The organism is Sphaerisporangium perillae, assembly GCF_023276435.1.
GTDB lineage: Bacteria > Actinomycetota > Actinomycetes > Streptosporangiales > Streptosporangiaceae > Sphaerisporangium > Sphaerisporangium perillae.
This window is the reverse complement of sequence record NZ_JALLPO010000020.1, coordinates 134,629-157,556: the sequence shown is the minus strand read 5'-3', so window position 1 is coordinate 157,556 and position 22,928 is coordinate 134,629. Positions and strand designations below refer to the sequence as shown.

General features: G+C 70.6%; 18 protein-coding genes and 1 pseudogene. 2 read left to right on the top strand and 17 right to left on the bottom strand.

Annotated elements, in window-relative coordinates; translation table 11 throughout:
• Window positions 1–249 precede the first annotated feature (249 nt).
• Complete coding sequence (locus MYF83_RS20915) at window positions 250–657, top strand: Kelch repeat-containing protein (protein WP_248962198.1); 408 nt, start codon at window positions 250–252, stop codon at window positions 655–657.
• Here MYF83_RS20915 and MYF83_RS20910 read toward each other — a convergent pair.
• From MYF83_RS20910 to MYF83_RS20890, 5 genes and pseudogenes are all read right to left on the bottom strand, one after another.
• Complete coding sequence (locus tag MYF83_RS20910) at window positions 622–1,320, bottom strand: class I SAM-dependent methyltransferase (protein ID WP_248962197.1); 699 nt, start codon at window positions 1,318–1,320, stop codon at window positions 622–624. The two genes, MYF83_RS20915 and MYF83_RS20910, sit on opposite strands and share 36 nt — an antisense overlap.
• Before the next feature lie 105 nt (window positions 1,321–1,425).
• Window positions 1,426–2,166, bottom strand: a pseudogene (locus MYF83_RS20905) (family 2B encapsulin nanocompartment shell protein); the annotation flags it as partial.
• 284 nt (window positions 2,167–2,450) lie between these two features.
• Window positions 2,451–4,712 (bottom strand): family 2 encapsulin nanocompartment cargo protein terpene cyclase, encoded by a 2,262-nt coding sequence (locus tag MYF83_RS20900; protein WP_248962196.1) that lies wholly within the window; start codon window positions 4,710–4,712, stop codon window positions 2,451–2,453.
• Window positions 4,713–4,725: 13 nt separating this feature from the next.
• Window positions 4,726–6,117 carry a family 2B encapsulin nanocompartment shell protein gene (locus tag MYF83_RS20895; RefSeq protein ID WP_248962195.1) on the bottom strand — a complete coding sequence of 464 codons (1,392 nt, stop codon included), beginning with the start codon at window positions 6,115–6,117 and terminating at the stop codon, window positions 4,726–4,728.
• A 180-nt stretch (window positions 6,118–6,297) separates the two neighbouring features.
• Window positions 6,298–7,368: a polyprenyl synthetase family protein gene (locus tag MYF83_RS20890; protein WP_248962194.1), complete on the bottom strand. Its 1,071-nt coding sequence runs from the start codon at window positions 7,366–7,368 to the stop codon at window positions 6,298–6,300.
• A 289-nt stretch (window positions 7,369–7,657) separates the two neighbouring features.
• Here MYF83_RS20890 and MYF83_RS20885 point away from each other — a divergent pair, with 289 nt between their 5' ends.
• Window positions 7,658–8,491, top strand: a complete 834-nt coding sequence (locus MYF83_RS20885; protein ID WP_248962193.1) for an IclR family transcriptional regulator — start codon at window positions 7,658–7,660, stop codon at window positions 8,489–8,491.
• Window positions 8,492–8,548: 57 nt separating this feature from the next.
• Here MYF83_RS20885 and MYF83_RS20880 read toward each other — a convergent pair whose 3' ends face one another.
• The 12 genes from MYF83_RS20880 to MYF83_RS20825 all read right to left on the bottom strand — a co-directional run bounded on the left by MYF83_RS20880 (window position 8,549) and on the right by MYF83_RS20825 (window position 22,923).
• Window positions 8,549–10,303, bottom strand: a complete 1,755-nt coding sequence (locus MYF83_RS20880) for an acetyl-CoA acetyltransferase (protein ID WP_248962192.1) — start codon at window positions 10,301–10,303, stop codon at window positions 8,549–8,551.
• Between the two features lie 63 nt (window positions 10,304–10,366).
• Window positions 10,367–11,605, bottom strand: a complete 1,239-nt coding sequence (locus MYF83_RS20875; RefSeq protein ID WP_248962191.1) for an IS701 family transposase — start codon at window positions 11,603–11,605, stop codon at window positions 10,367–10,369.
• Window positions 11,606–11,707: 102 nt separating this feature from the next.
• Window positions 11,708–13,621, bottom strand: a complete 1,914-nt coding sequence (locus MYF83_RS20870) for an alpha amylase C-terminal domain-containing protein (RefSeq protein ID WP_248962190.1) — start codon at window positions 13,619–13,621, stop codon at window positions 11,708–11,710.
• Window positions 13,622–13,782: 161 nt separating this feature from the next.
• A complete protein-coding gene (locus tag MYF83_RS20865; protein ID WP_248962189.1) occupies window positions 13,783–14,526 on the bottom strand; it encodes a MinD/ParA family ATP-binding protein in 744 nt (247 codons plus the stop codon).
• The gene (locus MYF83_RS20860; RefSeq protein WP_248962188.1) at window positions 14,526–15,740 is read right to left on the bottom strand and encodes a PP2C family protein-serine/threonine phosphatase; all 1,215 of its coding nucleotides are present in this window, start codon (window positions 15,738–15,740) and stop codon (window positions 14,526–14,528) included. The genes MYF83_RS20865 and MYF83_RS20860 overlap by 1 nt, the downstream gene beginning before the upstream one ends.
• Entirely contained in the window at window positions 15,709–16,146 is a 438-nt protein-coding gene (locus tag MYF83_RS20855; RefSeq protein WP_248962187.1) for an ATP-binding protein, read from the bottom strand. The genes MYF83_RS20860 and MYF83_RS20855 overlap by 32 nt, the downstream gene beginning before the upstream one ends.
• 7 nt (window positions 16,147–16,153) lie before the next feature.
• A complete protein-coding gene (locus MYF83_RS20850; protein ID WP_248962186.1) occupies window positions 16,154–16,465 on the bottom strand; it encodes an STAS domain-containing protein in 312 nt (103 codons plus the stop codon).
• 9 nt (window positions 16,466–16,474) lie between these two features.
• A complete protein-coding gene (gene glgX / locus MYF83_RS20845) occupies window positions 16,475–18,586 on the bottom strand; it encodes a glycogen debranching protein GlgX (RefSeq protein ID WP_248962185.1) in 2,112 nt (703 codons plus the stop codon).
• Entirely contained in the window at window positions 18,583–18,924 is a 342-nt protein-coding gene (locus MYF83_RS20840; protein ID WP_248962184.1) for an STAS domain-containing protein, read from the bottom strand. Before MYF83_RS20840 ends, glgX begins: the two co-directional genes overlap by 4 nt.
• On the bottom strand, window positions 18,921–20,729 hold the full coding sequence (locus tag MYF83_RS20835; protein ID WP_248962183.1) for an AGE family epimerase/isomerase: 1,809 nt from the start codon (window positions 20,727–20,729) through the stop codon (window positions 18,921–18,923). Before MYF83_RS20835 ends, MYF83_RS20840 begins: the two co-directional genes overlap by 4 nt.
• Window positions 20,726–21,292, bottom strand: coding sequence for a DJ-1/PfpI family protein (locus MYF83_RS20830; RefSeq protein ID WP_248962182.1), 567 nt, complete (start codon window positions 21,290–21,292; stop codon window positions 20,726–20,728). The genes MYF83_RS20835 and MYF83_RS20830 overlap by 4 nt, the downstream gene beginning before the upstream one ends.
• 2 nt (window positions 21,293–21,294) lie before the next feature.
• Window positions 21,295–22,923 (bottom strand): thiamine pyrophosphate-binding protein, encoded by a 1,629-nt coding sequence (locus MYF83_RS20825; RefSeq protein WP_248962181.1) that lies wholly within the window; start codon window positions 22,921–22,923, stop codon window positions 21,295–21,297.
• Window positions 22,924–22,928 lie beyond the last annotated feature (5 nt).

Genomic DNA, 22,928 nt, shown 5'->3' with positions numbered 1-22,928 from the left:
CGCCGGTCCCCGAGTCAGGGCGCCCCCGCGGCGCCGGGGAGGACCAGACCGAACAGGTCCTGCCCGGTGTAGGTGGCGAGTTGCCGCGCCTCGCCGGTTTCGATGTCGACCGCGTAGGACGCCTACAACCCGAGCAGTCACGCGTGGACCCAGCTCGCCGACCTCCCGGTCGACTTCTGGGCCACCGGCGCCGACACCGCCAACGGGCTGCTGCTGCTCTCCACCGGGGTCATCAACAACTCGACCACGGTGACCAACCAGGGCTGGGCGTACGACCCGGCGGCGAACACCTGGTCGGCACTGCCGAACGCCAACTTCGCCCGCTACCGGGCCGCGGCGGCGTGCGGATTCACCACGGCGGCGGGCGTGGCCCAGCCCGGCACCTACACCGCCCAACTGGGCATCAGGTCCAGCACGCCGTACGCGGTGACACCGATCGGCGTGACGATGACGGTCCGGCCTCCCGGTGACTGGGGCAAGCTGACCGGGATCGTCACCGGAGTCGACCGCGCCGCCCCCGGCGCGGGCCCGGCCCATGCCCGGACTCCACACGGGGCCACCGCGTGCACGATGCCGGCGGGCTGCGCGCCAGGTCAGCGGTGGGAGTCCGGCGCGGGCGGGTCAGAGTTTGACGCAGGTGTAGGCGCCGTACAGTGATCCGCGGAACGCCGCCTGCGTGATGCGGAAGCCGGCGGCGGCGATCATGGGTTCGAGCAGCCAGCGGAAGGTGCTGAACTCCGTGCGAACGTGTTCGGCGTACTCCTCGGCGGTGTACCCCTCCGCGGGATCGGTGACCGCGTCCGCGAACCAGCGGCCGAAGACCTCCTGCGCCTCGGCCGGCCGGAAGTCGTAGATCAGATCGTGCAGGCGCAGGATCCCGCCCGGTCGCAGCAGGCCGGAAATGCGGTCCAGCGCGATCGCCTTGAAGAAGTCGGGCAGCTGGTGCAGGGCGTTCCGGGTGTACACCGCGTCAACCGGCGGTCCGGCATGCTCGTACGACAGGAACCCGGCCCGGACGAAGTCGATGTTCGCCAGCCCGGCGTCGCCGGCGCGCCCGCGCAGGTGGTCCTGCATCGCGGGAGACACGTCCACGGCCACCACGCGCCGGAACCGCCGCGCGGCGGCCAGGGTGAACTGCCCCGTCCCCGCGGCGAGATCCACCACGGTCGCGCCTTCGCCCACACCGTGTTCACCGAGCACGACCAGATCTTCGCTGGGGTCGGGATACCCCTGCTTGCGGTCGTACCCGGCGATGAAGGCCGGATCGAGGTGCTCTGGACCGGCGTATGCCAGCTCGTCGATCAACCAAGAGGAGTGCATGCCCTGATCATGGCGAGATGACCGGGATGTCGGCATCTGGTTTTCGCCGGGGGCGCCCGATCTCGTTCTCGCCGGGGGGCGCCCGATCTCGTTCTCGCCGGCGCCCTACTGCCGGACGTCGACGTCTTCGAGGACGCCGAGCGCGTCGGGGACCAGGACGGCCGCGGAGTAGTAGGTGGTGACCAGGTAGGAGGCGATCGCCTTGGCGTCGATCCCGGTGAACCGGACCGACAGACCGGGCTGGTACTCGTCCGGCAGGCCGGTGCGCCGCAGCCCGATGACCCCCTGGTCGTCCTCCCCGATGCGCATGACGAGGACCGAGCTGAGACCTCGGCCGGTGACCGGGATCTTGTCGCAGGGCAGGATCGGCACGCCGCGCCAAGCCATGACCGTCGACCCGCCGGCCTCGACGGCGTCCGGGTAGACGCCGCGGGCGTTGCACTGCCGGGAGAAGGCGGCGATGGTCTCGGGGTGGGCCAGAAAGCAGTGGGACTTCCGCCGCCGGCACAGCAGCTCATCCAGGTCGTCCGGGGTGGGCGGGCCGGTTCTGGGGCGGATACGCTGTTTCCGGTCGGCGTTGTGCAGCAGGCCGAACTCGCGGTTGTTGACCAGCTCGTGCTCCTGCCGCTCCCGCAACGCCTCGATCGTCAACCGCAACTGCTGCTCGGTCTGATTCATCGGCTCGTTGTACACATCGGCCACCCGCGCATGAATCCGCAGAATCGTCTGCGCCACACTCAGCTCATACTCCCGAGGAGCCGCCTCATAATCCACGAACGTCCCCGGCAACGCCACCTCACCCACATGCCCCGCCGCCAACTCGATCTCTACCTCACCCTGCCGGTTCACGCGCACGCCGGCGCACGCCGTACCGGGAGGGTGGGTGCGGCGGCGGTTCAGGCGGAAGGTCGCACCGGGCACCTCCACCCATGGCAGGACCCGCAGGAGATGCCGCGAGGAGATCTCGCGCATCTGCGGCAGGGACTTGGCCGTCGTGGCCAGGTTGCGCGCGGCGGCCGTACCGAGGCTCAGGTTCGCCGCGTCCGCGGGCGGAGCGGCCGAGGAGTTCGCCGCATCGGCGGCGGGAGTGGCGGCCGAGGAGTTCGCCGCATCGGCGGCGGGAGTGGCGGTCACGCCCCGATCACCGCCGCCCGCAGGGCGCCGAGCTCGGAGCCGAGCCGCGCGGCGGCGGTGCCGAGACCCGTGGGCGCGCCGGGCGGCCGTCTCATCGCCGGCGGATGCTCCAGCTCCGACTCCACATAGCGCCGGGTGCACTCGTGCCACAGGAGGATGGCCGCCATCCAGTCCTGCAACTCGGCGACATAGCCGGTGAGCACTTCCCTGACCTCGGCGTCCAGGGCGAGGTCCTCGAACAGGACGGGCAGTTCCACGGCCACGAGGTGCTCGAACTGCCGCATCCGCGACGCCAGCAGGTCGCCGACGATGCCCGCGGCCCGCGGCAGGTCACAGCCGAAGAAGTTCTGCACGACGAGCACGCAGTTGTGCAGCTCCCCCTCGAACTGGATCTCCTTCTGGTAGGAGAAGATGTCGTTCACCAGGCAGGCGTAGTCGGCGCTGGCGTTCTCCAGGCCGAGCAGCGTGCGGCTCTGGTAGATCTCCGGCGGGACGCGGTGGCCGTGGGCGAGCCGGGCCAGCGCCCTGGTGAGATCGGACCCGAAGGTCCTGCGGCGCATCTCCACGTAGTCGATCGGATCAGGGATGCGGTGTTGCATGTGGTTGGCCAGCTCCCACAGCCAGCTTTCCGTCATGCTCTCGATCGCGGCGCGGAACCGCCGCCGGCCGCCGGTAGACATGGGCGACGCGGTACGCGTCCACAGGTCGTGCAGGCCGCGTTCCACCGGGTTCACCGGCGGCGGGACCGCGCCGAGGTCCAGCGGCATGAACGCCGGCAGCCGCTCGTTGAACACCTTCGCGCCCGCCATGTCGCCGGTCGGGCCGAAGACCGCAGGGAAGTAGTCGTCGCCGTAGGTCCCCCAGGTGAGCCACTCCGCCGACAGCGTCAGCTCATGGCCGGACGCGTCCGGATCGATGCCCGCGGCGCACAGGGCGAAGTCGAAGCCCTCGTTCTTGCGCGCCGTCCACAGGCCGGGGCCGGACAGGTACGGCAGCGGGTCGTGGAACCCCATCCGGGCGGCCCATTCCAGGCTCTCGCGGCGCGCGGTGCCGAGGTGCGGGTTGAGCCGTACGGGATACGGCATGGCGAAGTCGGGCCACGGCAGCGGCCCCACCCGCTGGTAGCGGATGTGCGCGTGGTTCCTGAGGCCGCCCGGGGCGAGCTGCCCTGTCCTGCCGAGCAGGGCCGCCGCTCCTGCGCGCGCCGACGAGGTGCCGAGCCCGGTGGGCCCGCCGAGGACGGAACCCGCCGGAGCGGAGCCGTCCGAGGCGTCGTTCATGTAGCGGCTGGAACGCATGTGCCACTCGTGCCCGCCCGACTGCCAGTCCTGCAGCCCCTTGACGTAGGCCAGTACGGCCAGGCGCTCCTGGGGAGCCAGCGCGTGCTCCTCGAACAACGGTGGCAGCTCGGTCAGCACGGTGTTCTCGAACTGGTGCAGCCTGGAGGTGAGCAGGTCGTTGACCGCGTCCGCGGCCTGCTGGGGGTCGTGGCCGAGGAACCGCTCGAAGACCAGGACCCCGTTGCTGAGCTCGCCCTCCTCCTCGACCTCGCGCTGGTAGGAGAAAAGATCGTTGCGCAGGTGCACCGCGTCGGAGAAGGCGTCCCTGAGCACGCGCATCGGCCGGGTGCCGGCGATCCGGGCCGGGATCTCGGCCCCGGCCGCGTGCTCGACGAGGTTGGCCGACCAGGGCGCTCCGCCGACTCTGCGCCGCATCTCGATGTACTCCACCGGGTTGGCCACCCGGCCGGCGTCGATGTTGGACAACTCCCACAGCGACTCGTCCAGGAGGTTCCTGGTGCTCTCGGTGAACCGGAGCCGCCAGTCCGCCGACATGGCGGGGACCGTCCGGACCCACAGGTCGGCCAGCCCCCGTTCCACCGGGTTGACCGGCTCGGGCATGCCCGTCGTGGCGTCCGCCGGCATGAAGGCGGGGAGCCGGCCGAGGTACTCCTTCGCCCCGGCCGTGTCGCGGCCCCGCTTGAAGGTCTCCAGGAAGTGGTCGTCGAAGAAGAACACCCACACGTACCAGTCGGTGATGAGGTCCAGCTCGGCGGCGGAGGCGTCGGGGTGGGTGTAGGCGCACATGAGCCCGTAGTCCATGGCGTCGAGCAGCCGCTCGTCCCAGACGCCCAGGCCCGGGTCGAGCATGCCCATGTCCTTCGCCCAGGCCGCGCTGTGCGTCCGCGCGGTCTGGAGGTGCGGATTGAGCCTGGCGGGATACGGCACGTAGAAGTCGGGGAGTTCGAAGGGTCGCATCGTAGCCGCTCCGCTAGCCGATCTCGACGCTCTCGAGGATGCCGAGGGCGTCGGGCACCAGGACCGCCGCGGAGTAGTAGGTCGTCACCAGGTAGGAGATGATCGCCTTCTCGCTGATGCCCATGAACCGGACGGACAGGCCGGGCTGGTACTCGTCGGGCAGGCCGGTGCGGTGCAGGCCGATCACCCCCTGGGCGGCCTCGCCGATGCGCATCGCCATGATCGAGCTCAGCCCGTGTTCGCTGACCGGGATCTTGTTGCACGGCAGGATCGGCACTCCCCGCCAGGCCGGCACCCGGTTCCCGTGCAGCTCGGCGCTCTGGGGGTAGATGCCCCGGCTGTTGCACTCCCGCGCGAAGGCGGCGATCGCGCGCGGGTGCGCGAGGATGAACGCCGGCTCCTTCCACACCTTGGCCAGCAGTGCGTCCAGGTCGTCGGGGGTGGGCGGGCCCGTCCGGGTGTGGATGCGCTGCCCGAGGTCGGCGTTGTGCAGCAGGCCGAACTCGCGGTTGTTGACCAGCTCGTGCTCCTGCCGCTCCCGCAACGCCTCGATCGTCAACCGCAACTGCTGCTCGGTCTGATTCATCGGCTCGTTGTACAGATCGGCCACCCGCGTATGAATCCGCAGAATCGTCTGCGCCACACTCAGCTCATACTCCCGAGGAGCCGCCTCATAATCCACGAACGTCCCCGGCAACGCCACCTCACCCACATGCCCCGCCGCCAGCTCGATCTCCGCCTCGCCGTGGGCGTTGACGGCATGCTCGTCGCCGGTCCGCTGCCGATCGAGATACGCCCTCAGCTCCGCCGACTGCTCGGCGACCTCCTGGAACGCCCCCCGGGAAAGGATCAGCGCGGTGCAGGGAGTCACGGCCTTCGCGGTGAAGTCCCACGAGCCCGTGTCCTCGAGCAGGATGCGCTCACCGAAGTGGTCCCCGTCGGCCAGGACCTCAAGCACGGTCTCGGTCCCGTAGGCGCCGGCCCCGAGCTTGTTCACCTTGCCGTGCGCGATCAGCACGACCCGGTCCGCCGGCGTGCCCGCGGCGGCGAGCACCTCGCCGGGCTCGAACTCCCGCTGGGTGAACCGCTCCGCCAGGGCGGTCAGCGTGTCGCTGTCGTCGAAGTGCCGCAGCGTGGACAGCTCGCACAGCTCGGCCGGGATGACCTGGATCTCCGCCCCGGTGCTGACGAACGTGACCCGCCCGTCCCCAACGGCGTAGGTGAGCCGCCGGTTCACCCGGTACGTCCCGCCGATGACCTGCACCCAGGGAAGCAACCGCAGCAGGTGCCGGGAGGTGATCTCCTGCATCTGCGGCACCGATTTGGTGGTCGTCGCGAGGTTCCGCGCGGCGGCCGTACCGAGGCTGAGCTGTGAACGGCCGTCCGAGAGAGCCGATTCCGTCATGAGGAACACCACCTGTTCTGTGTTGGCGAACTGGTCGGGGTGAAGTGTTGGCTGGGTGGGTGAAGTGCCGGCCTGGCCGGGGCGAGCTGGACGACCTGGTCAGGACGTCCGCGGCGTCGCGTCACCACGCGGGTGGATCGTTCCGCGGACGTGCTTCACCGCTCGGGTGCGCGCGTCCCCTCATCGGGTGCGGTGGATGAGGCTGTCGGCCAGGGCGGCCAGCCCGTCTCTGGCCTCCTCGTCGATCGGCGCGGCGCGCAGTTCGCCGATCGCCAGGCGGGCACGCTCCTCGATCATCGTCTCGACGCGCGCCAGGGCGCCGCTGTCGACCACGATGCGCCTCAGCTCCGCCGCACGCTGGTCGGTGAGCTCGGCGTTGCCGTGCCAGGTCCTGAAGTGGAGGACCTCGCCCGGCGAGGCGTGCTGGAGGGCGTGGGCGACGAGGATGGTGTACTTGCCCTCCCTCAGGTCGTCCATGGCCGACTTCCCGGTGCGCCGGGGATCGCCGAACATGCCGAGGACGTCGTCGCGGAGCTGGAACGCCTCGCCCAGCGGCACGCCGAACCGGGAGTACACGTCGAGAAGGGACTGCTCCGCGCCCGCCAGCGCACCGCCGATCTGCAACGGGCGCTCGACCGTGTACTTCGCCGTCTTGTAGCGGATCATCATGAGGGACTGCTCGACGGTGGGCGGGTCGCCGACCTGCGCGAGGATGTCGAGGTACTGGCCGGTGATCACCTCGGTCCGCAGCCGGTCGAACAGCGCCCGCGCGGCCCGGAGGCGGGGCGGCTCGACCTCGCTGACGGAGAGCAGCTCGTCGGACCAGGCCAGGGTGAGCACTCCCAGCAGGATCGCCGCGGCCTGCCCGAACGCCCCCGCCGCCGGGCCCCCGTACAGCCCCGCGAGGCTGCGGTGCATGGTGGGGCGGCCCCGGCGCAGGTCGCTGCTGTCCATGATGTCGTCGTGGATGAGCAGGCCGGCGTGGCAGAGCTCGAGGGCGGATCCCGCCGAGATGATCTGGTCGCAGTCGGTGCCGCCCGCGCCCCGCCACCCCCAGTAACACAGCAACGGCCGGACCCGCTTGCCGCCGCCGAGGATGAAGTCGCGCAGCAGCCGGTGAGCCGCGGTCACGGCGGGGTCGGCGATGAGCGCGGCGTGCTCGTCGAGGAATCCGGCCAGCCTGCGATCGACGAGCTCTCTGATCCGATCTTCGGTCCGCGCGACCGACGTCCGCCCGGTATCCATGGTCATCGCGTGTCCCCCTCGCAGGAAGCTCGACGCACGGAACGTTATTGATCGATCACGCCAAGTGGTAGACCCCATTCCGGCCAGCGAAACGCGTCGTTCGCCGCGCCCGCCTCACGGCGGCACTCGCGGCCACATCGCCCGAACCGCTGACCAGGGGGAACTCGGACGGGTCATGGTCCGCCCCGGCTTCCGCCATCACATGGTGTGCCGACCTATCGCCGTGGGTAGTCATCGCTTACCGAATCCCCCATGGGACACGCGTTCCCATCGCCCGTTAGGTGCGTCGCAACGAATGTCGCTGAACGCCTCCCCGGAAGAAGCGCCGCCGCCCCATCTGGTGCAGGTCCATCCGCAGCCGGGCAGCCTGGAGAAAGGGCTGACACTCCTGGCGGCACTGAGCACGGCTCACCAGCCGATGAGCCTGGCGGAGCTCGCCAGGCGCACCGGGCTGCCCAAGACGACGGCCTACCGCCTGCTCGCCGTGCTGTGCAGGCAGGGGTTCGCGCAGCGGATCGGCATCGACTACGCCGCCGGGGACCATCTGGCCGCCCTGGCCGGCGCGGGGCCGAGGATGACCGCCGGCACGCGGCGCCTCGTCCTGCCGTACATCGTCCGCCTGCATGAGCTGACCCGGCAGACGGTCAACCTGGCCGTCCCCCGCGGGCTGGAGGTCGCCTACGTCGAGCGCGTCTACGGGCACGGCCGGGTGAACTCCCCCTCCGACGCGGCCGACCGCGCGCCTCTGTACTGCACCGCGACCGGCAAGGTGCTGCTCGCGTTCAGCCACGACCTCAACGCGGACCTCCGCGACCGCGGGACCCCGCAGAAGCTCACCCGCCGCACCATCGTCGGGAGCGCCGCCCTCGATCGGGAGCTGTGCGCGGTCCGCAGCCGGGGCGTCGCCTATTCGAGGGAGGAGTTCGCCGAGGGGGTCGTGTGCACGGCGGCCCCGGTGTTCGGCGCCGACGGGAAGGTCCGCATGGCGGTCGGCGTGGCGGGGCCGCCCTCGGCCGCGGCCTCGGCCGAGGTCACCGACCTGGTCCGGCGGACGGCCCAGGCCATATCCGCCACGCTGGTCAAGGCGCTCCCGAGAACGACCGGGAACGCGAACGCGCAGGGCCGATGACCTATATCGAGCTGTTGAAGCCGCCGGCGCCCGCGACCAGGCCGACCTTGACCTCGCTCAGCGCGAAGCGTGCGGTGGCGTCGTGTCGGGCCGGTTGATGGTGATCTCCAGGATGTGCCCGTCCCGGCGCACCAGGACGTGCTCGTAGTCGTCGCGCAGGACGGCGGGCCTGGGCGGGAACAGCTCGTCCATCCTGGTGTCGCCGGTGGTCACCCGGTTGCCGAACCCGAAGGATCGCACGTGGACGCGCCGGCCGATGGGCTCGCCGGTGCCGAGCAGGCCGAGCATCTCCTCGTCGCCGTCGGCGGTCATGGCCAGGAAGCGGCGGCCGTCGGCCTCCAGCCGGCCGATGACGACGCCCGTCCGCTTGCCGTCGCGCCCGTGCTTGACGGTGTAGGTCTCGATCGTGCCCCAGCCGTCGGCCTGGGGAGCCTGCTCGACGGCGGGCCAGGCGTCGATCTCGGCCTGCAGTGCCGCGCTCGCGTCCGGGCGCCAGTCGGCCGGGGTGGTCGAGTAGATCCCGACGGAGTACTTGCTCAGTGTTCCGCCGTTGGCGCCCACCATCCCGTACGCGCCGGGGCGCGCGCGCAGCCGCTGTACGACCTCGGCGATCGCGTGCATCGAGTAGTTGTTGCCCGCTCCGCCGAAGAAGGGCAGCCCGCCCGTCACCGTCAGTTCGCGGGTGCCGTCGACGGGCAGGCCGAGGCCGTCGCAGACGTTGGACACCGCGATGGGGAAGCAGCTGTACAGGTCGATGGCCGCGAGGTCGTCGACGCCGACGCCGGCCAGGTCAAGGGCGTGCCGGGCGGCCATGACGGCGGCAGGGCTCGCGCTGAGGTCGGCGCGGTCCAGCAGGTCGCGCTCGCGCAGGTCCGCGTGGCCGTGCAGGAAGACCCACCTGTCCCGCGGGACGCCGAGCCGCCGGGCGGCGGCCACGGACATCAGCAGGACGGCGGCCCCCTGGTTGACCTTCTCGCGTGCGACGACGTAGCGGGTGTACGGCTCGGCGATGAGCCTGTTCGTCTCGGTCGGGGTGACCAGTTCCGCCGCGCTCCGCTCGGTGGGGGCGGCGGCGTGCGGGTTGGCGGCGGCGACCTTGGTGAACGGGGCGAACAGCGCGCCCATCCCGGCGGCGTACTCCTCCTTGGTCTGCTTGAGGCGGGCCCGGCGCGCGTTGTCGAACAGCGCGTACTGGCTGGGCGCGTCCGTCAGCCCGTGGGAGGCCTGAAAGCGGGAGAACAGGCCCTTCAGGCCGTAGCCGCGGTCCTCCAGGTCGCCTTCGATGGCCTCGGTGAAGTCCGGCCTGTCCTGCGCCTTGGCCAGGTGCCGCGCCGTCGAGATCGCCTCGGAGCCGAAGATGAGCACCGCCTCGGCCGATCCGGCCGCGATCGTGGCCGCGAACTCGTTGACCAGATGCTGGGGCCCCTGCCCGCCGGCCACTTCGAGGATCGCCCGGCCGGGGTCGGCCCCCACCCGATCGGCGACGGAGCGCGGATAGTTGGTGGACCTGCCCAGCGGCGCCCGGGCGCCTGGTGAGGAGATCTCGAACTGCCGCACTCCGGCCACGGTGTCGACGGCGGCGGCGACCACCGCGGCGTCCGCGCCGGTGTCGGCGATGGCCGCGCGGGCCGCCGCGGCGGCGAGCCCGACCGGCGACAGGCGCTGGTAGCCGGGTCGGTCAATGCGCTCCGACGCCTGTCCCACGCCCACGAGCACAGGCGTCCGGGGATCGAGGTCCTGGAAGGTCATCTTGTCCGCGTAGAGATCCACGACCTCATCGGTGGGCACCACGACACCGCGGACACGGATCATCCGGGCAGTTTAGTACCGGAACCGCGAATGGACCCGGCGGGCATCGGGTGGAGCGGGCAGCCGTCAGGCCGTGCGGGAGGTCCGGCCGCCGTGCACGGCCGGCATGGCGGTCACCGGGAACAGGCGCTGGTCGCGGCCACCTGACAGCAGCATCCAGAAGGCGTGCGCGGCGGACACCAGCGTGACGTGGTGATGCCATCCGCGGAACGATCTGCCCTCGAAGTCGCGCAGCCCGAGGCGATGGGTCACTCCGGCGCGGTCCCAGGCCACCCGCTCGGCCGTCTGGGCGATTCGCAGCAGTGCCGCCGGCGGCATCTTGGTGATGTTGGACAGCCACACGGCGACCGAGCGCTGTTCAGGCCCTGTCCAGGCCCCGAGCATGGTGAGCGTCGAGGGTTCGTCCTTGGCCGTCGCCGAGCGGAACGGCGTGTGAACCCGGGCGGTGACGACCACGGCGGTGTGCGGCGCCGCGGCCGCGCCGCCGGTCACGGGTCTGCGGGATTCGACGATGCGGCTCACGTCGCGGAGCGCGTCGATGAGCTGACCGGCCTCGATGCGGCGGCCCATGCCCATCGGGACCCTCGGGTCGGACGGGCTCACCGGGGTCGAGTCGTGCACCCGGAGCACGAAGGGGACTCCCCTGGCCGACAACTCGAAGATCAGCCTGCCGATGTCGATCTCCCGTGCGTCCATCACGACCGGGCGCGGCTTCAGCCCCCACACCTTGATGATGTCGGCGACCACCTCGGCGGCGCACTCTTCCACGGTGAGGCTCACCTCCTCGTCCGGGATGCCCGCTCGCCGCCGGCGGCCGGGATCGTCGGTCCAGCTCTCCGGCAGGATGAGCCGCCAGTCGATCGGGAAGGCCGCCTGCTCGGACGCCAGCCAGACGCCCAGGACCTGCTGGCAGTTGGCCAGACGGCCGAGCTTCTGGACGAATCGGCGCTCCACGCCGACGGAGTGCTCTCCCGACTTGGGGATCACCAGCGGCTCGGCGACGAGCGCGATCGGGCGGATGGCCTGCTCCAGGTAGCCGGCCAGGGTGCGCCTGACGGAGATCCAGGCCCACGGTGACTGGCTGATGAACTGCTGCAGGCTCTGCTCGACGGCAGGCTCGCTCTCCAGGGACGCGATTCCCCGCATCGTCTTGCGTCCCTCGATCGACAGCAGCCCCCGTATGTACAACCGTGCCCATCGACGCTGGTCGCGCCGCTTCAGCGAGGAGAACACGATGCCGCAGAACCGGGCGAAGAACTCAGATGTGATGTTCTCCTGTTCGGAAGCGAATGTTTCGACACTCACGGGCGACCCCCTCAGTCTGCGCCCCGTGCCCAGAGTTCACAGGAAGGCACGACCCCTTAAGGGGTACGAGGAAAACAATACCGCCCGTGCGGTTTTTTTGCCTCAGGGTGCGGTGACTTTGTCACAACCGGGCCGGAACCAGACGGTCGCCAGCGGCGGCAGCACCAAGGACGCGCTGGCCGCGCAGCAGTGCCAGGGAGTGGCCGTCGCCTCGACCCCGCCGAGATTGCCCACGCCGCTCCCCCCGTAGGGAGAGGCGTCGGTGTTGAGCACCTCGTTCCACCGGCCAGGGAAGGGCAGGCCGATCCTGAATTCCGCACGGACCACGGGAGAGAAGTTGCACACGCACGCCATCGGCCTGCCGTCGGCGTCATAGCGCAGGAAGGCCACGATGTTCTCCTCCGCCGCGTCCGGGGCGATCCACCGGAACCCCTCGGGAGAGGAGTCCAGCCGCCAGAGCGCCGGGAACCGGAGGTAGGCCGAGTTCAGATCGCGGACAAGGTCGCGGACCCCCTCGTCGGCGGTGTCCCAGCGCAGGCCGCGGAGACGGCACCACTCCTCCTCCTGCGCGAACTCCTGGCCCATGAACAGCAGTTGCTTGCCCGGATGGGCCCACATGAAGGCGAGGAATCCCCGCAGGCCGGCCCGCCGCCGCCAGTGGTCGCCGGGCAGCTTGGCCGACAGTGATCCGGTCAGATGGGAGATCGGCAGGATGTAGTGCTCGGAGTAGGCGTAGACCATGGAGAACGTGATCTCTCCGTGGTGGTACCTCCGGTAGACCGGATCCCTCGCCAGGTAGCTGAGGCAGTCCTCCGTCCAGCCGGTGTTCCATCGCAGATCGAAGCCGGGGCCGCCGGAGCCGGTGGAGGGCGCCATCCCGCCCCCCGCGGCCGTCCCCTCCGCGACCGTCACCACGCCGGGGTTCAGGCAGTGGACGGCCGAGTTGACCTCGCGAAGGAAGGACGCGACGGCGTCGTCGTCGCGATGGCGCGGGTCGCCGACCGTTCGCAGCCCGTCGATGTGGAACTCCGAGCACCAGTAGAGCGCGTTGGCCAGCAGGAAGTTGCGTACGCGGCGGCTGCGGTGGTCGAAGGCGAGCGATCCTCCGGCGTCCCCCGGACCATCCCCGGCATCCCCCGGACCATCCCCGGCGCCCCCATGACCGTCCCCGGCATCCCCGTGACCGTCCCCGGAGCCCCCCGCCGGCTCGTCCCCGTCCCTCTCGTACAGAGGTGTTCCGTCGAAGCGGCCGAGCGCCCAGTCGTCGGCGGCGAAGCGCAGCGGCGTCCAGTCGAGGACGACGCCCACGCCCGCCTGGTGGAGCCGGTCCACCAGGTACCGGAAGTCGTCAGGGTTGCCGTACCTGGCGGTGGGCGCGTAGAGCCCGGTGGGCAGGTGGTCGTCCGAGACGTGCTCCGCCACGGGCAGGATCTCCACGTGGGTGAAGCCGAGGCCGGCGACGTATCCGGGTAACACCTCGGCGAGCTCCCGGTAGCCAAGGCCCGGCCGCCAGGAGCCGAGGTGCACCTCGTAGATGCTCATCGGCTGCTCGTGAGCCGCCGTTCCGGCCCGGGCCGCCGTCCACCGGGCGTCCCCCCAGCGGTGGCGGGAGGTGAACACGACCGACGCGGTGGCCGGAGGGCACTCCGACGCCGAGGCCATCGGATCGGCCTTCTGCCGCCATCGGTCGTCCGGCCCGAGGATCTCGTACTTGTAGCGGCAGCCGTCGCCGACGCCGGGAACGAACAGCTCCCAGACACCGGAGGAGCCCGCCGGCCTCATGCGGTGGGCCTCGCCCCGCCAGTCGTTGAAGTCGCCCACCACCCGGACGTCCCGCGCGTTCGGGGCCAGCACCGCGAAGGTCGTGCCGGCGGCCGTGGTGCGCGCCCCGAGCACCTGCCAGAGCCGCTGGTGCCGGCCCGCGCGGATGCGCCGCAGATCGAACTCGCCCAGCGCCCGGGGAAGGGGACACGCGTTGCCGAACAGTGAATCGTCGCGCCTGAGAAGGAAACTCACGGTCTCGTCTCTCTCGCGTTCAGGCCGAAGGAGCCATCAAGCGTTCACTTTTCGTCACGTTACCCTCAGGCGCGGGCGATCGACACGCATGCGTGGCGACTGTGTCAAGTCGGCTGTCAAGCCGGGCGGCGCCGACCGGTGGTACACGTCGCACGCTGTTCTCAGCCCGCGTCCCCCAGCACGACGGAGTTGATCTCCCGGTATCCCGCGACCAGCGCGTGCCGGGGGTGGGCGGTGACGAAGACGTGCTCGCCGGCGAGCTCGGCCATCTCCGGGACGTACGGGAGCACGGCGGTGACCGGGGAGCCGTAGGCCTTCTCCACCCGCGGCACCAGGTCGGCGTCGGGCGTCCCCTCGGGCACCATGTTCACCACCACGGCCCGCTGCCCGCAGCCGAGCCGGTCGGCGAGGGCGACGCTCTCCGCCGCGCCCGCCAGGTCGAGCCGGTGGGCCCGGGTGACGATGACCAGCGCGTCCGAGCCGGCCACCGCCATGACGGTCTCGGTGTTGATGCCCGTGTGGGTGTCCAGGAGCAGCACGTCCGGGCGGAAGGCCGCGACGAGACGGGTGACCGCCTCGTTCAGCAGCCCGACGTCGTAGCCGTCCGCCATGATCTCGTTGATCGCGGACAGGCCCGTCCTGCTCGGGACGATGAACAGGTCCTGGCCCGGCACGGGCCTGACGGCTTCCTCGATCTCGCAGCGGCCCACCAGGTAGTCCGCGAACGTGCACGTGGCGGCGCCGGGCGGGACGCCGAAGATCGTGTCCACGGCCGGCGACTGGATGTCGGTGTCCAGGATGCCGACCCGCAGGCCCTCGGCGGCGAGGAGCAGTCCCATGTTCGCCGCCGTGCTCGACTTGCCGGTGCCTCCCCGGTAGGAGTGCATGGTGATGACGCGGGCCATCAGGCACCGGTCCGGTGGACGGCCATCATGGTGATGTCGTCCGACTGCTCGGCGGTGCCGACGAATCCCGTCAGCGCGCCGTCGATCCGCCGCAGCAGGTCGTCCCCCGAGCCGGCGCCGTCGCACAGCACGTCCAGCATCCTGTCCTCCCCGAAGAACTCCCGGTCGGGGGCGCGAGCCTCGGTCACCCCGTCGGTGTAGATGAACAGCACGTCCCCCGGGTCCAGGTGGGCGTGGCCCAGTGTGAACGTCGAGTCCCGGATGACGCCGACCGCCGGTCCCGTCGGGTCGAGGGTCGACGGGGTCCCGCCCGCCGCGCGGACCAGTACGGGCGGATTGTGCCCCCCGTTGATGTACACGAGGCTGCCGGTGACCGGGTCCAGCACCGCGAAGAACATGGTCGCGAAGTAGCCCTGATGGACGTGGTTGCGCGTCAGGTAGTCGTTGGTCGCCTCGACGGCGTTCAGCAGGGTGGCGGCGCCGACCATGGGCACCGTGCGCGCGTCGTGCCGGGCCGGCATGTCGACGGTCTTCAGGCTGTGGATCCCGCCGTGCTCGGCGGTGTGCCGCAGCAGGCTGCGGATGAGCGCCATGAACAGCGCGGCGCCCACTCCCTTGTCGCACACATCGGCGACGACCAGGCCGAGGCGGCGCCGGTTGACCAGCTCGAACACGTCGTAGAAGTCGCCGGCGACGGTTCTGGCCGGGCGGTAGCGGACATCGATCCCCCAGCCGGCCGGTGTCGGCAGCGACTCCGGCAGGAAGCCGAGCTGGATCTCCCTGCCGATCTCCAGCTCCCGCTCGTACCGGAGCAGATCGGCCTCGCCTCCGGCCTCGCTCAGCGCGCGGCTCAGCTCCGCCTGCTCGCGGCAGCTGCCGAGCCGCGCGCGGACGAGCGAGGTCAGGAAGGGGGGCATCAGGTAGTCGGACCCGCTGTGGACATGGCCTTCGAGTGCGCCGAAGTCGTGCTCGGTGTAGGCGAGCACCGTGGGTCGCAGGCCCTGCGCGTCCATCCGCCTGGCGACGGCGCGGACGATGTTCGGCGGCACCTCGGCCGAGGCCAGGAGGACGTCCACGACCGGCACCGGCTCGGCGGCGAGCACGTCGGCCGGCGTGTGGACCCGCACCCGGGCCCCCGCCTCCTCCAGTGCCCGCCGCAGATCCTGCGGCGGCTCGGGACCGTCATCCAGCACAAGTACGCTGGTCTTTTTCATGTGCTCCATCCCTGAGGATCCGCAGCGTGCTGATGTTGCGTCCCGCGACGCGCCGGTAGGTGAAGCCGTCCACGGCGGTCAGGGCCAGGTAAACCCCGAGGCCGCCGATGCGGCGCTGTCCGAACGGCACCCCGTACTCCGGGCAGCGGAGCCCGGCCCGAGGGTCGAAGGGCCGTGCGTCGTCCTCGAACCTGACCCAGACGGAGTCGCCGTCCATGCCGCCTTCGACCGCGAACTCGCCCCCGGCCTCGCCGTAACCGTGGACCACGATGTTGGTGGCCAGCTCGTCGGCCGCCAGTCGCAACCGGTCGGTGAGGCAGGAGGGCAGGCCCGCGCGCTCGGCGAGCGTCAGCACGTAACCCGCCACCTGGTCGAGCGAGTCGAGGGACGCTGAGATCCGGGGCACGGCGGGCTCACGAGGTGGCGATCGCGAAGCCGTGGTCGAGCCCGGCCATCCGGATGACCTTCAGGACGGGCTCGGTGACGCCGGTGATGGCGATCACGACGTCCTCGGCGACCTTCTGCCGTGCGAACACCAGGGCCCGCAGGCCCGCGCTGGCGATGTAGGTCAACTCGGACGCGTCGATCACCAGGCGGCCGGCGCCCGTCGCCACGGCGTCGTCGATGGCCTCGTGGAAGTCGGGCGCGGTCGAGGCGTCGAGCTCGCCGGCCAGATGGATGGTCGCGGCGCCGGAGCCGCTGCTGAGGGTTGCGGTGAATGCCACTGTCTTCTCCTAGTCGTCGGAGCCGGTCAGGATCACGACCGAGCGCGGTGCGATGTGGTGGCGCCGTGGGTGGCCGGGCATCGGTTCGGTGCCCGGCTCGTGGATGTCGTACGGCGCGGCGGCGCCGGTGTCGGCGAAGATCCGCCAGACGCCGCCGGACAGCTCGGGCAGTTCCAGGTCGTGGCCCTCCCAGTGGGAGTTCATCGCCACGTAGACGTGGTCCTTGGTCCCCGCGGCGTTCCGCCCGCAGCGCATCATGGCCAGCAGCCTGCTGCCGGGCGACCAGTCGGGCTCCCAGGGCCGCACGCCGTGCCAGCTCACGTCCGGCAGGCCCACCCCGGAGAAGTCGACGCCGAGCGGGTGCCTGGCCTCGCGCAGGATCGGGTGGGCGTGCCGGAAGCCGATCATCTGCCGGGCGAACCGCAGCAGCTCGGCGCTGGTGTCCACCAGCGTCCAGTCGAACCACGACAGCTCGTTGTCCTGGCAGTAGGTGTTGTTGTTCCCGAGCTGCGTGCGGCCGGCCTCGTCGCCGGCGAGCAGCATGGGGACGCCCTGACTGACGAGCAGGATCGCGAGCGCGTTCTTCATCTGCCGCAGACGGAGCGCGTTGACCTCCGGGTCGGACGTCGGGCCTTCGACCCCGCAGTTCCAGCTGTTGTTGTCGTTGGCGCCGTCGGCGTTGCCTTCGCCGTTGGCCTCGTTGTGCTTGTCGTTGTAGGACACCAGGTCGTTGAGGGTGAACCCGTCGTGCGCGGTGATGAAGTTGACCGAGGCGGCGGGCCCGCGCCCGCCGTACAGGTCGGGTGAGCCGGCGACCCTGGCGGCCAGCTCCCCCACGGTGCCCTCGTCGCCCTTGAGGAACCGGCGCAGCACGTCGCGGTACTTGCCGTTCCACTCCGACCAGCGGCCGTAGTTCGGGAAGTGGCCCACCTGGTAGAGCCCTCCGGCGTCCCACGCCTCGGCGATGAGCTTGGTGTGCCGCAGGATGGGGTCGTAGGCGAGCTGCTCCAGCAGCGGCGGGTTGGGCAGCGGGGTCCCGTCGGGGCCGCGGTCGAGGATCGCGGCCAGGTCGAAGCGGAACCCGTCGACGTGGTACTCCGCCACCCAGTGGCGCAGGCAGGTGAGCACGAAGTCGCGCACCACGGGGTGGTTGCAGTTGACGGTGTTCCCGGTGCCGCTGAAGTTGTAGTAATACCCCTCGGGGGTGAGCATGTAGTAGGTGGCGTTGTCCAGGCCCTTGAACGAGATCGTGGGGCCGTGCTCGTTGCCCTCCGCGGTGTGGTTGAACACCACGTCCAGCAGCACCTCGATCCCGGCCTTGTGCAGGTCCTTGACGAGCGCCTTGAACTCGTCGGCCTGCATGCCGTACGCACCGGTCGCGGCGTAGCCGGCCTTCGGGGCGAAGAAGCCGATGGTGTTGTAGCCCCAGTAGTTGTGCAGCCGCTCGCCGGTCCCGGGGTTGACGCGCCCGTTGTCGAACTCGTCGAACTCGAAGATCGGCATCAGCTCCACGCAGTTGATCCCCAGCTCGCGCAGGTAGGGGATCTTCGCGCGCAGCCCGGCGTAGGTGCCCGGCGCCGGCACCCCCGAGGAGGGATGCCGGGTGAAGCCGCGGACGTGCGTCTCGTAGATGACGAGGTCCTCGGTGGGGGTGCGCAGCGGCGCGTCGTCCTGCCAGTCGAAGTCCTCCAGGGCGATCATCGACCGGTACTGGTAGGGCCTGGACCAGTCCGGCGGGACCCCCCAGGTGTCGCGACCGGACAGCAGCAGCGCGTGCGGGTCGGCGAGGATCGCGTTCCGGTCGAACCTGTCCCCCCTCACCGGGTCGAACGGGCCGTCGGCGCGGAATCCGTACTCCAGGCTCTCCAGGTCCAGCCCGAACACCGTCATGGTGAAGACGCTGCCGATCCGGTATCCGGGCGGGAACGGCAGCTCTTGCATCGGCTCGGCGGCGCCGCGCTCGAACAGCACCAGCGTCATCGCGGTGGCGCCGTCGGAGAAGACCGAGAAGTTGACCCCGCCCGGCACCAGGGTGGCACCGTGCGGAAAGGGCCTGCCCCGCCGGACGCGGTACCCGGCGATCTGCCGCGTCGGGAAGTCGTCGATGCGCTCGGCGGTCACGGTCGCACGCTTCCCATCTCGCTTCCGAGGTCGTCGGCGATCTCGAAGAAGCCGAGGAACCCCGTCGCGGACATCACGAACCGCACCTCTTCCGACAGGCCGCCGAGGACGACGCCCGTCTGCGCCTGCTCCGCCCGCCGGTAGAGGATCAGCAGCATCCGCAGGCCGGCACTGGACACGTACGGCACCGCCGAGAAGTCGATGAGCAGCCTGCCTGAGCCGCCGACGAGCGGCAGCAGCCGGTCCTGCACGCCGGGGGCCGTGGTGCTGGTGATCTCCCCTTCGACGCGGGCGACGGTGACGCCGTCCGCCGTTCGCGTGCTGACGTTGACCGTCATCGGGTCGCCTCCACCCTGACCTTGACCTTCACGCGTCCCGCCGCCTCGGGCAGCCGGACGGTGAGCGCGCCCGCGTCGTAGTCGCCGTACGGCTCGCCGTCGATCTCCACCGCGCCGATCCGGACCGAGCCGGCCGGCAGCAGGTCGGGCGCGACGCGCAGGATCCGGTCGGCGAACCCGTCGGGGTCGGGCTTGAAGTGCAGGTCCATCGACTTGCCGTTGATGAGCAGGTTGTTGTAGACCGCCGCCAGGAAGCACAGCTCGGAGGAGTGGTACATGCTCATCGAGTGGCTGCCCTTGAGCCGCTCGGTTCCGAGGAGGTACGGCAGGCCGTTGGCGAGCACGTTGAAGTAGACGGCGCCCTCGTCGTGGTCCAGGAAGAAGGCGTTGTAGAAGGACTCCGCCCCGCGCGCCTCGTCCTTGAAGCGGTCCTGCCGGGTGATGCCGAACAGGATGAGGTAGGCCAGGACGGCCTGCTCCTGCTGCCACCAGGCCTTGCGGTCGTGCCAGACGAACCGGAAGCGGTCCTCGCCTTCCCTGCGGAGCCGCTCGACCACGTCGTACCAGCCGCCGCGCTGCCGGTCGCCGCCGATCGGCGGCATGATGTCGCCGATGTGCGTGGCGAGCTCGGAGTACTCGGCCTTGGGCTTCAGCGCGTTCATCCGCATGAGGTTCCAGGCGATCTTCAGGTTGTGTCCCACGACCGCGCGGTTGCGCTGCCACCCGTGGGTGGTGTCGTGCGACCAGTCCCGGTGGAACCGCTCCTGGACGAACGGGCTGTTCTTGTCGTCGGGGAAGTGCTCGACGATGGTGTCGAAGGTGTACTCGAGGAACTTCGCGTAGCGCGGGTCGCCGGTGGCGAGGTACAGGTTGATGAGGTACGCGGGCGCGTGGTCGCCGACCGAGTTCCAGTTCTTCCTGGCGCGGTTCTCGCCGAGCGACTCGTGGTCGGGGCTGAGCAGGATCGGGTCGATGTGCGAGAAGTAGCCGCCGCTCTCCCGGTCCAGGAAGAACCTGTCGAACAGGCGCAGCGTCGCGTCGGCGTCGCTCTTGATCCGCGGGTCGCCGGTGATCCGGTAGGTCTGGACGGGCCCGGCGAGCGCGTAGATCTGCTCGTACATCGGAATGGCGTCGTAGTCGTCGGAGAACTCCGAGGTGAACAGCTTGCGCTGGATGTCCCCGTCGATCCGCAGCCCGTGGTACCAGTAGACGATGTCCTCGTCGGCGTCGACGAAGCGCAGGTTGGCCCGCAGGTACTCCGTGCCGCGCTCGGCGACCTCCAGGTAGGAGTCGTCCCCGGTGAGCATGTACGCCGAGGCCATGCCGTAGACCAGCCGCGAGATGGTGTCGGTCTCCTGCACGTGGCTGCCGGTCTTCTCGCCGCCCAGCCTGATCATGGTGCGGTACTCCGCGAAGTCGGCCGGGCCGTCGCCGAACTGGGCCTTGCGGTAGAAGGCCGCGATCTGCTGGAGCTGGCGGACCCACCAGTTCGGCTCCTCGAACCGGAACTCGCCGGGACGCCGGCCGAGGAAGATGACGCGCTTGGCGTCGAAGATCTGCGTGTCGCCGTGCGGGTAGAAGATGCCGTAGGCGAACAGGAAGCGCCCGGGCACCAGCATGTCGTCGAGCTGCCCGGAGGCGTCGGTGTACGGTTCCCCGAGGTTGCGCAGCAGCTCGGCGCTAGGGTCGCCGTCCATCGAGACGGGGAACTCCCGCCCGTCGGCGGTCGCCACGGTGGCGGTGCGCGCCTGCGGATCGTAGGCGGTGACGCGGCCGGCGATGGTGTCGGAGAAGGTGAAGTTCATAGCGTTTCGCCCTTCTGGGTGAGCAGGTCGACGAGGGTCCGCGCGAACAGATGGCAGTGCCGGCCCGAGCGCCCGGTCACCAGGTCGCCGTCGACCACCACGTCCTTGTCGACGTACTCCGCGCCCATGTTCCGCACGTCGCCGACGAGGTTGTTGTGGCAGACGATCTTGCGGCCGCGCACGACGTACGGGATGGAGGAGGCCAGCCACATTCCGTGGCAGATGATCCCTTTGATGACGCCGGACGTCTCGAAGGCCCGGCGGAGCAGTTCGGTGGCCGGCGCGAGCCGGTCCACGTCCTCGGTGTAGCGCAGCCGGTCGGACACCATGCCCGAGGGCACGATGATCGCCGCGTAGTCCGCCGGGTCGACGTCCTCCAGGCTGAGTGAGACCGTGAACGGGGCGCGGTACTCGTGGCCGGTGAAGGTGATGGAGTCCTGTCCCCACAGCCGGGTGAGGAAGTCGGCCGAGATGCCCTCCTCGGCGAACCTGCGCTGGTAGTAGAAGATCTCGGGTTCGTAGTAGTCGCTCTCCATGAGGATCGCGACGCGTGAGTCGGCCACGGCTACTCCGTGATGAGGTCGATGAGGAACGGTCGATCGTCGAACAGGAGGCGCTCGACGGCCTCCTCCACCTGGCCCTGCTTCTCGACCCGCATCGCCTCGACGCCCAGCCCGCGGGCGATGTCGACGAAGCCGAGGTCGGGATGGGCCAGGTCGAAGGATCGCGGGTAGGCGTGGAGGGGGATGTCGCGCTCGCGCCAGTACTGCTCGATGTTCAGGTCGAGCAGCCGGTAGCCGCGGTTGTTGCAGACGACGAACTTCGCGCCGATGCCCTCGCGGACGGCGGTGGCGAGCGCCTGGAAGGTGTACATGCTCCCTCCGTCACCGGTGAAGCCGATGACGGTCTTGCCGGGGTGGGCGAGCTTCATCCCGATCGCACCGGGGATGCCCACCCCGAGCGAGCCCCCTCGGGTCTGGAACCAGTGCCCCGGAAGCCGCGGCGGCAGGTAGGCGCCCAGCACGCCGGCCGCGGTCAGGCTCTCGTCGAAGACCATCAGGTCCTCCGGCGCGCGCTCGGCCAGCTGCCGGGCGAAGGCCGCCAGCAGCGAGTCGTCGTCCGGGAGGCTACGCGGGCGCTCGGCGCCCCTCCGCAGCCGCGCGCCGGCCGCCGCGCGGTCCGCCGGGGTCATCGACGCTTCCAGCTCGGCCGCGAGCGCGCCCAGCGTGGCCTTCGGATCGGCCACCAGGCCCAGCGTCACCGGATGGTTCTTCGCGATCTCGTAGGCGTCCAGGTCGATGTGCACGATGCGGGCGCCCCGGCTGAACGGTGAGGCGAGGTCGGGGAAGACCTCGGGGAACAGGTAGGTGCCGACGACGAGCACGGCGTCGGCCTGCCGAACCGCGGCCCGGCTGACCTCGCCGAACATGTGGCCGAGCTGGCCACGGTAAAGGGGGTGGCGTCCGTCGAAGGACACCTCCGACATCTCGACCCCCCACACGTCCGCGCCGAGCAGTTCGGCCACGCGGGTCAGCTCGGCCTGGGCGCCCGAGGCGGCCACACCGTCGCCCATCAGCACGAGCGGCGCCGAGGCGCTCGAGAGCAGCGCCGCCGCCGCCTTCGTCAGCTCGGCGGTCGGCGCAACCGCGGTGTGCGGCCGCAGGGACGGCAGGACCGGCTCGTCGTTGGGCTGGTCGAGCACGTCGAGGGGAAGCGCCACGAAGACCGGGCCACGCGGCGGCGTCATGGCGATCTTGACGGCGCGCCGGAGCACACGCAGCACGGAGGACGGGTCGGTCACCCTGGTGGCGTACTTGGTGACCGGACGGGCCATGGCGACCAGGTCGGCCGCCATCTGGGCGTCCATCGCCTCGTACCGGACGCCGGACTCGCCGGCCACCACGACCAGCGGCGTGTGACCGCGCTTGGCCTGGTACAGCATCCCTATCCCGTTGCCGAGTCCGACCCCGCTGTGCAGCTGGACCAGACCCGGGCCGCCGGTGGCGCGGGCGTAGCCGTCGGCGATGCCCACCGCGACCGTCTCCTGCAGCGTGAGGATGTAGCGGAAGTCCTCGTACTTCTCCAGCGCGTCGAGGAATCCCTGCTCGACCGTGCCGGGGTTGCCGAACATGTACTTGATGCCGTCGGCGAGGAACTGCTCGATGATCGCCTCGTTGCCGCGTCGGGTCTCCATCACCC

What these genes read in the sequence shown, in the direction of transcription:
- MYF83_RS20910 (WP_248962197.1), bottom strand. Translation starts at nt 1,320, where the DNA reads ATGCACTCCTCTTGGTTGATCGACGAGCTGGCATACGCCGGTCCAGAG.
- MYF83_RS20900 (WP_248962196.1), bottom strand. Translation starts at nt 4,712, where the DNA reads ATGCGACCCTTCGAACTCCCCGACTTCTACGTGCCGTATCCCGCCAGG.
- MYF83_RS20895 (WP_248962195.1), bottom strand. Translation starts at nt 6,117, where the DNA reads ATGACGGAATCGGCTCTCTCGGACGGCCGTTCACAGCTCAGCCTCGGT.
- MYF83_RS20890 (WP_248962194.1), bottom strand. Translation starts at nt 7,368, where the DNA reads ATGACCATGGATACCGGGCGGACGTCGGTCGCGCGGACCGAAGATCGG.
- MYF83_RS20885 (WP_248962193.1), top strand. Translation starts at nt 7,658, where the DNA reads ATGTCGCTGAACGCCTCCCCGGAAGAAGCGCCGCCGCCCCATCTGGTG.
- MYF83_RS20880 (WP_248962192.1), bottom strand. Translation starts at nt 10,303, where the DNA reads ATGATCCGTGTCCGCGGTGTCGTGGTGCCCACCGATGAGGTCGTGGAT.
- MYF83_RS20865 (WP_248962189.1), bottom strand. Translation starts at nt 14,526, where the DNA reads ATGGCCCGCGTCATCACCATGCACTCCTACCGGGGAGGCACCGGCAAG.
- MYF83_RS20860 (WP_248962188.1), bottom strand. Translation starts at nt 15,740, where the DNA reads ATGAAAAAGACCAGCGTACTTGTGCTGGATGACGGTCCCGAGCCGCCG.
- MYF83_RS20840 (WP_248962184.1), bottom strand. Translation starts at nt 18,924, where the DNA reads ATGACGGTCAACGTCAGCACGCGAACGGCGGACGGCGTCACCGTCGCC.
- MYF83_RS20835 (WP_248962183.1), bottom strand. Translation starts at nt 20,729, where the DNA reads ATGAACTTCACCTTCTCCGACACCATCGCCGGCCGCGTCACCGCCTAC.
- MYF83_RS20825 (WP_248962181.1), bottom strand. Translation starts at nt 22,923, where the DNA reads ATGGAGACCCGACGCGGCAACGAGGCGATCATCGAGCAGTTCCTCGCC.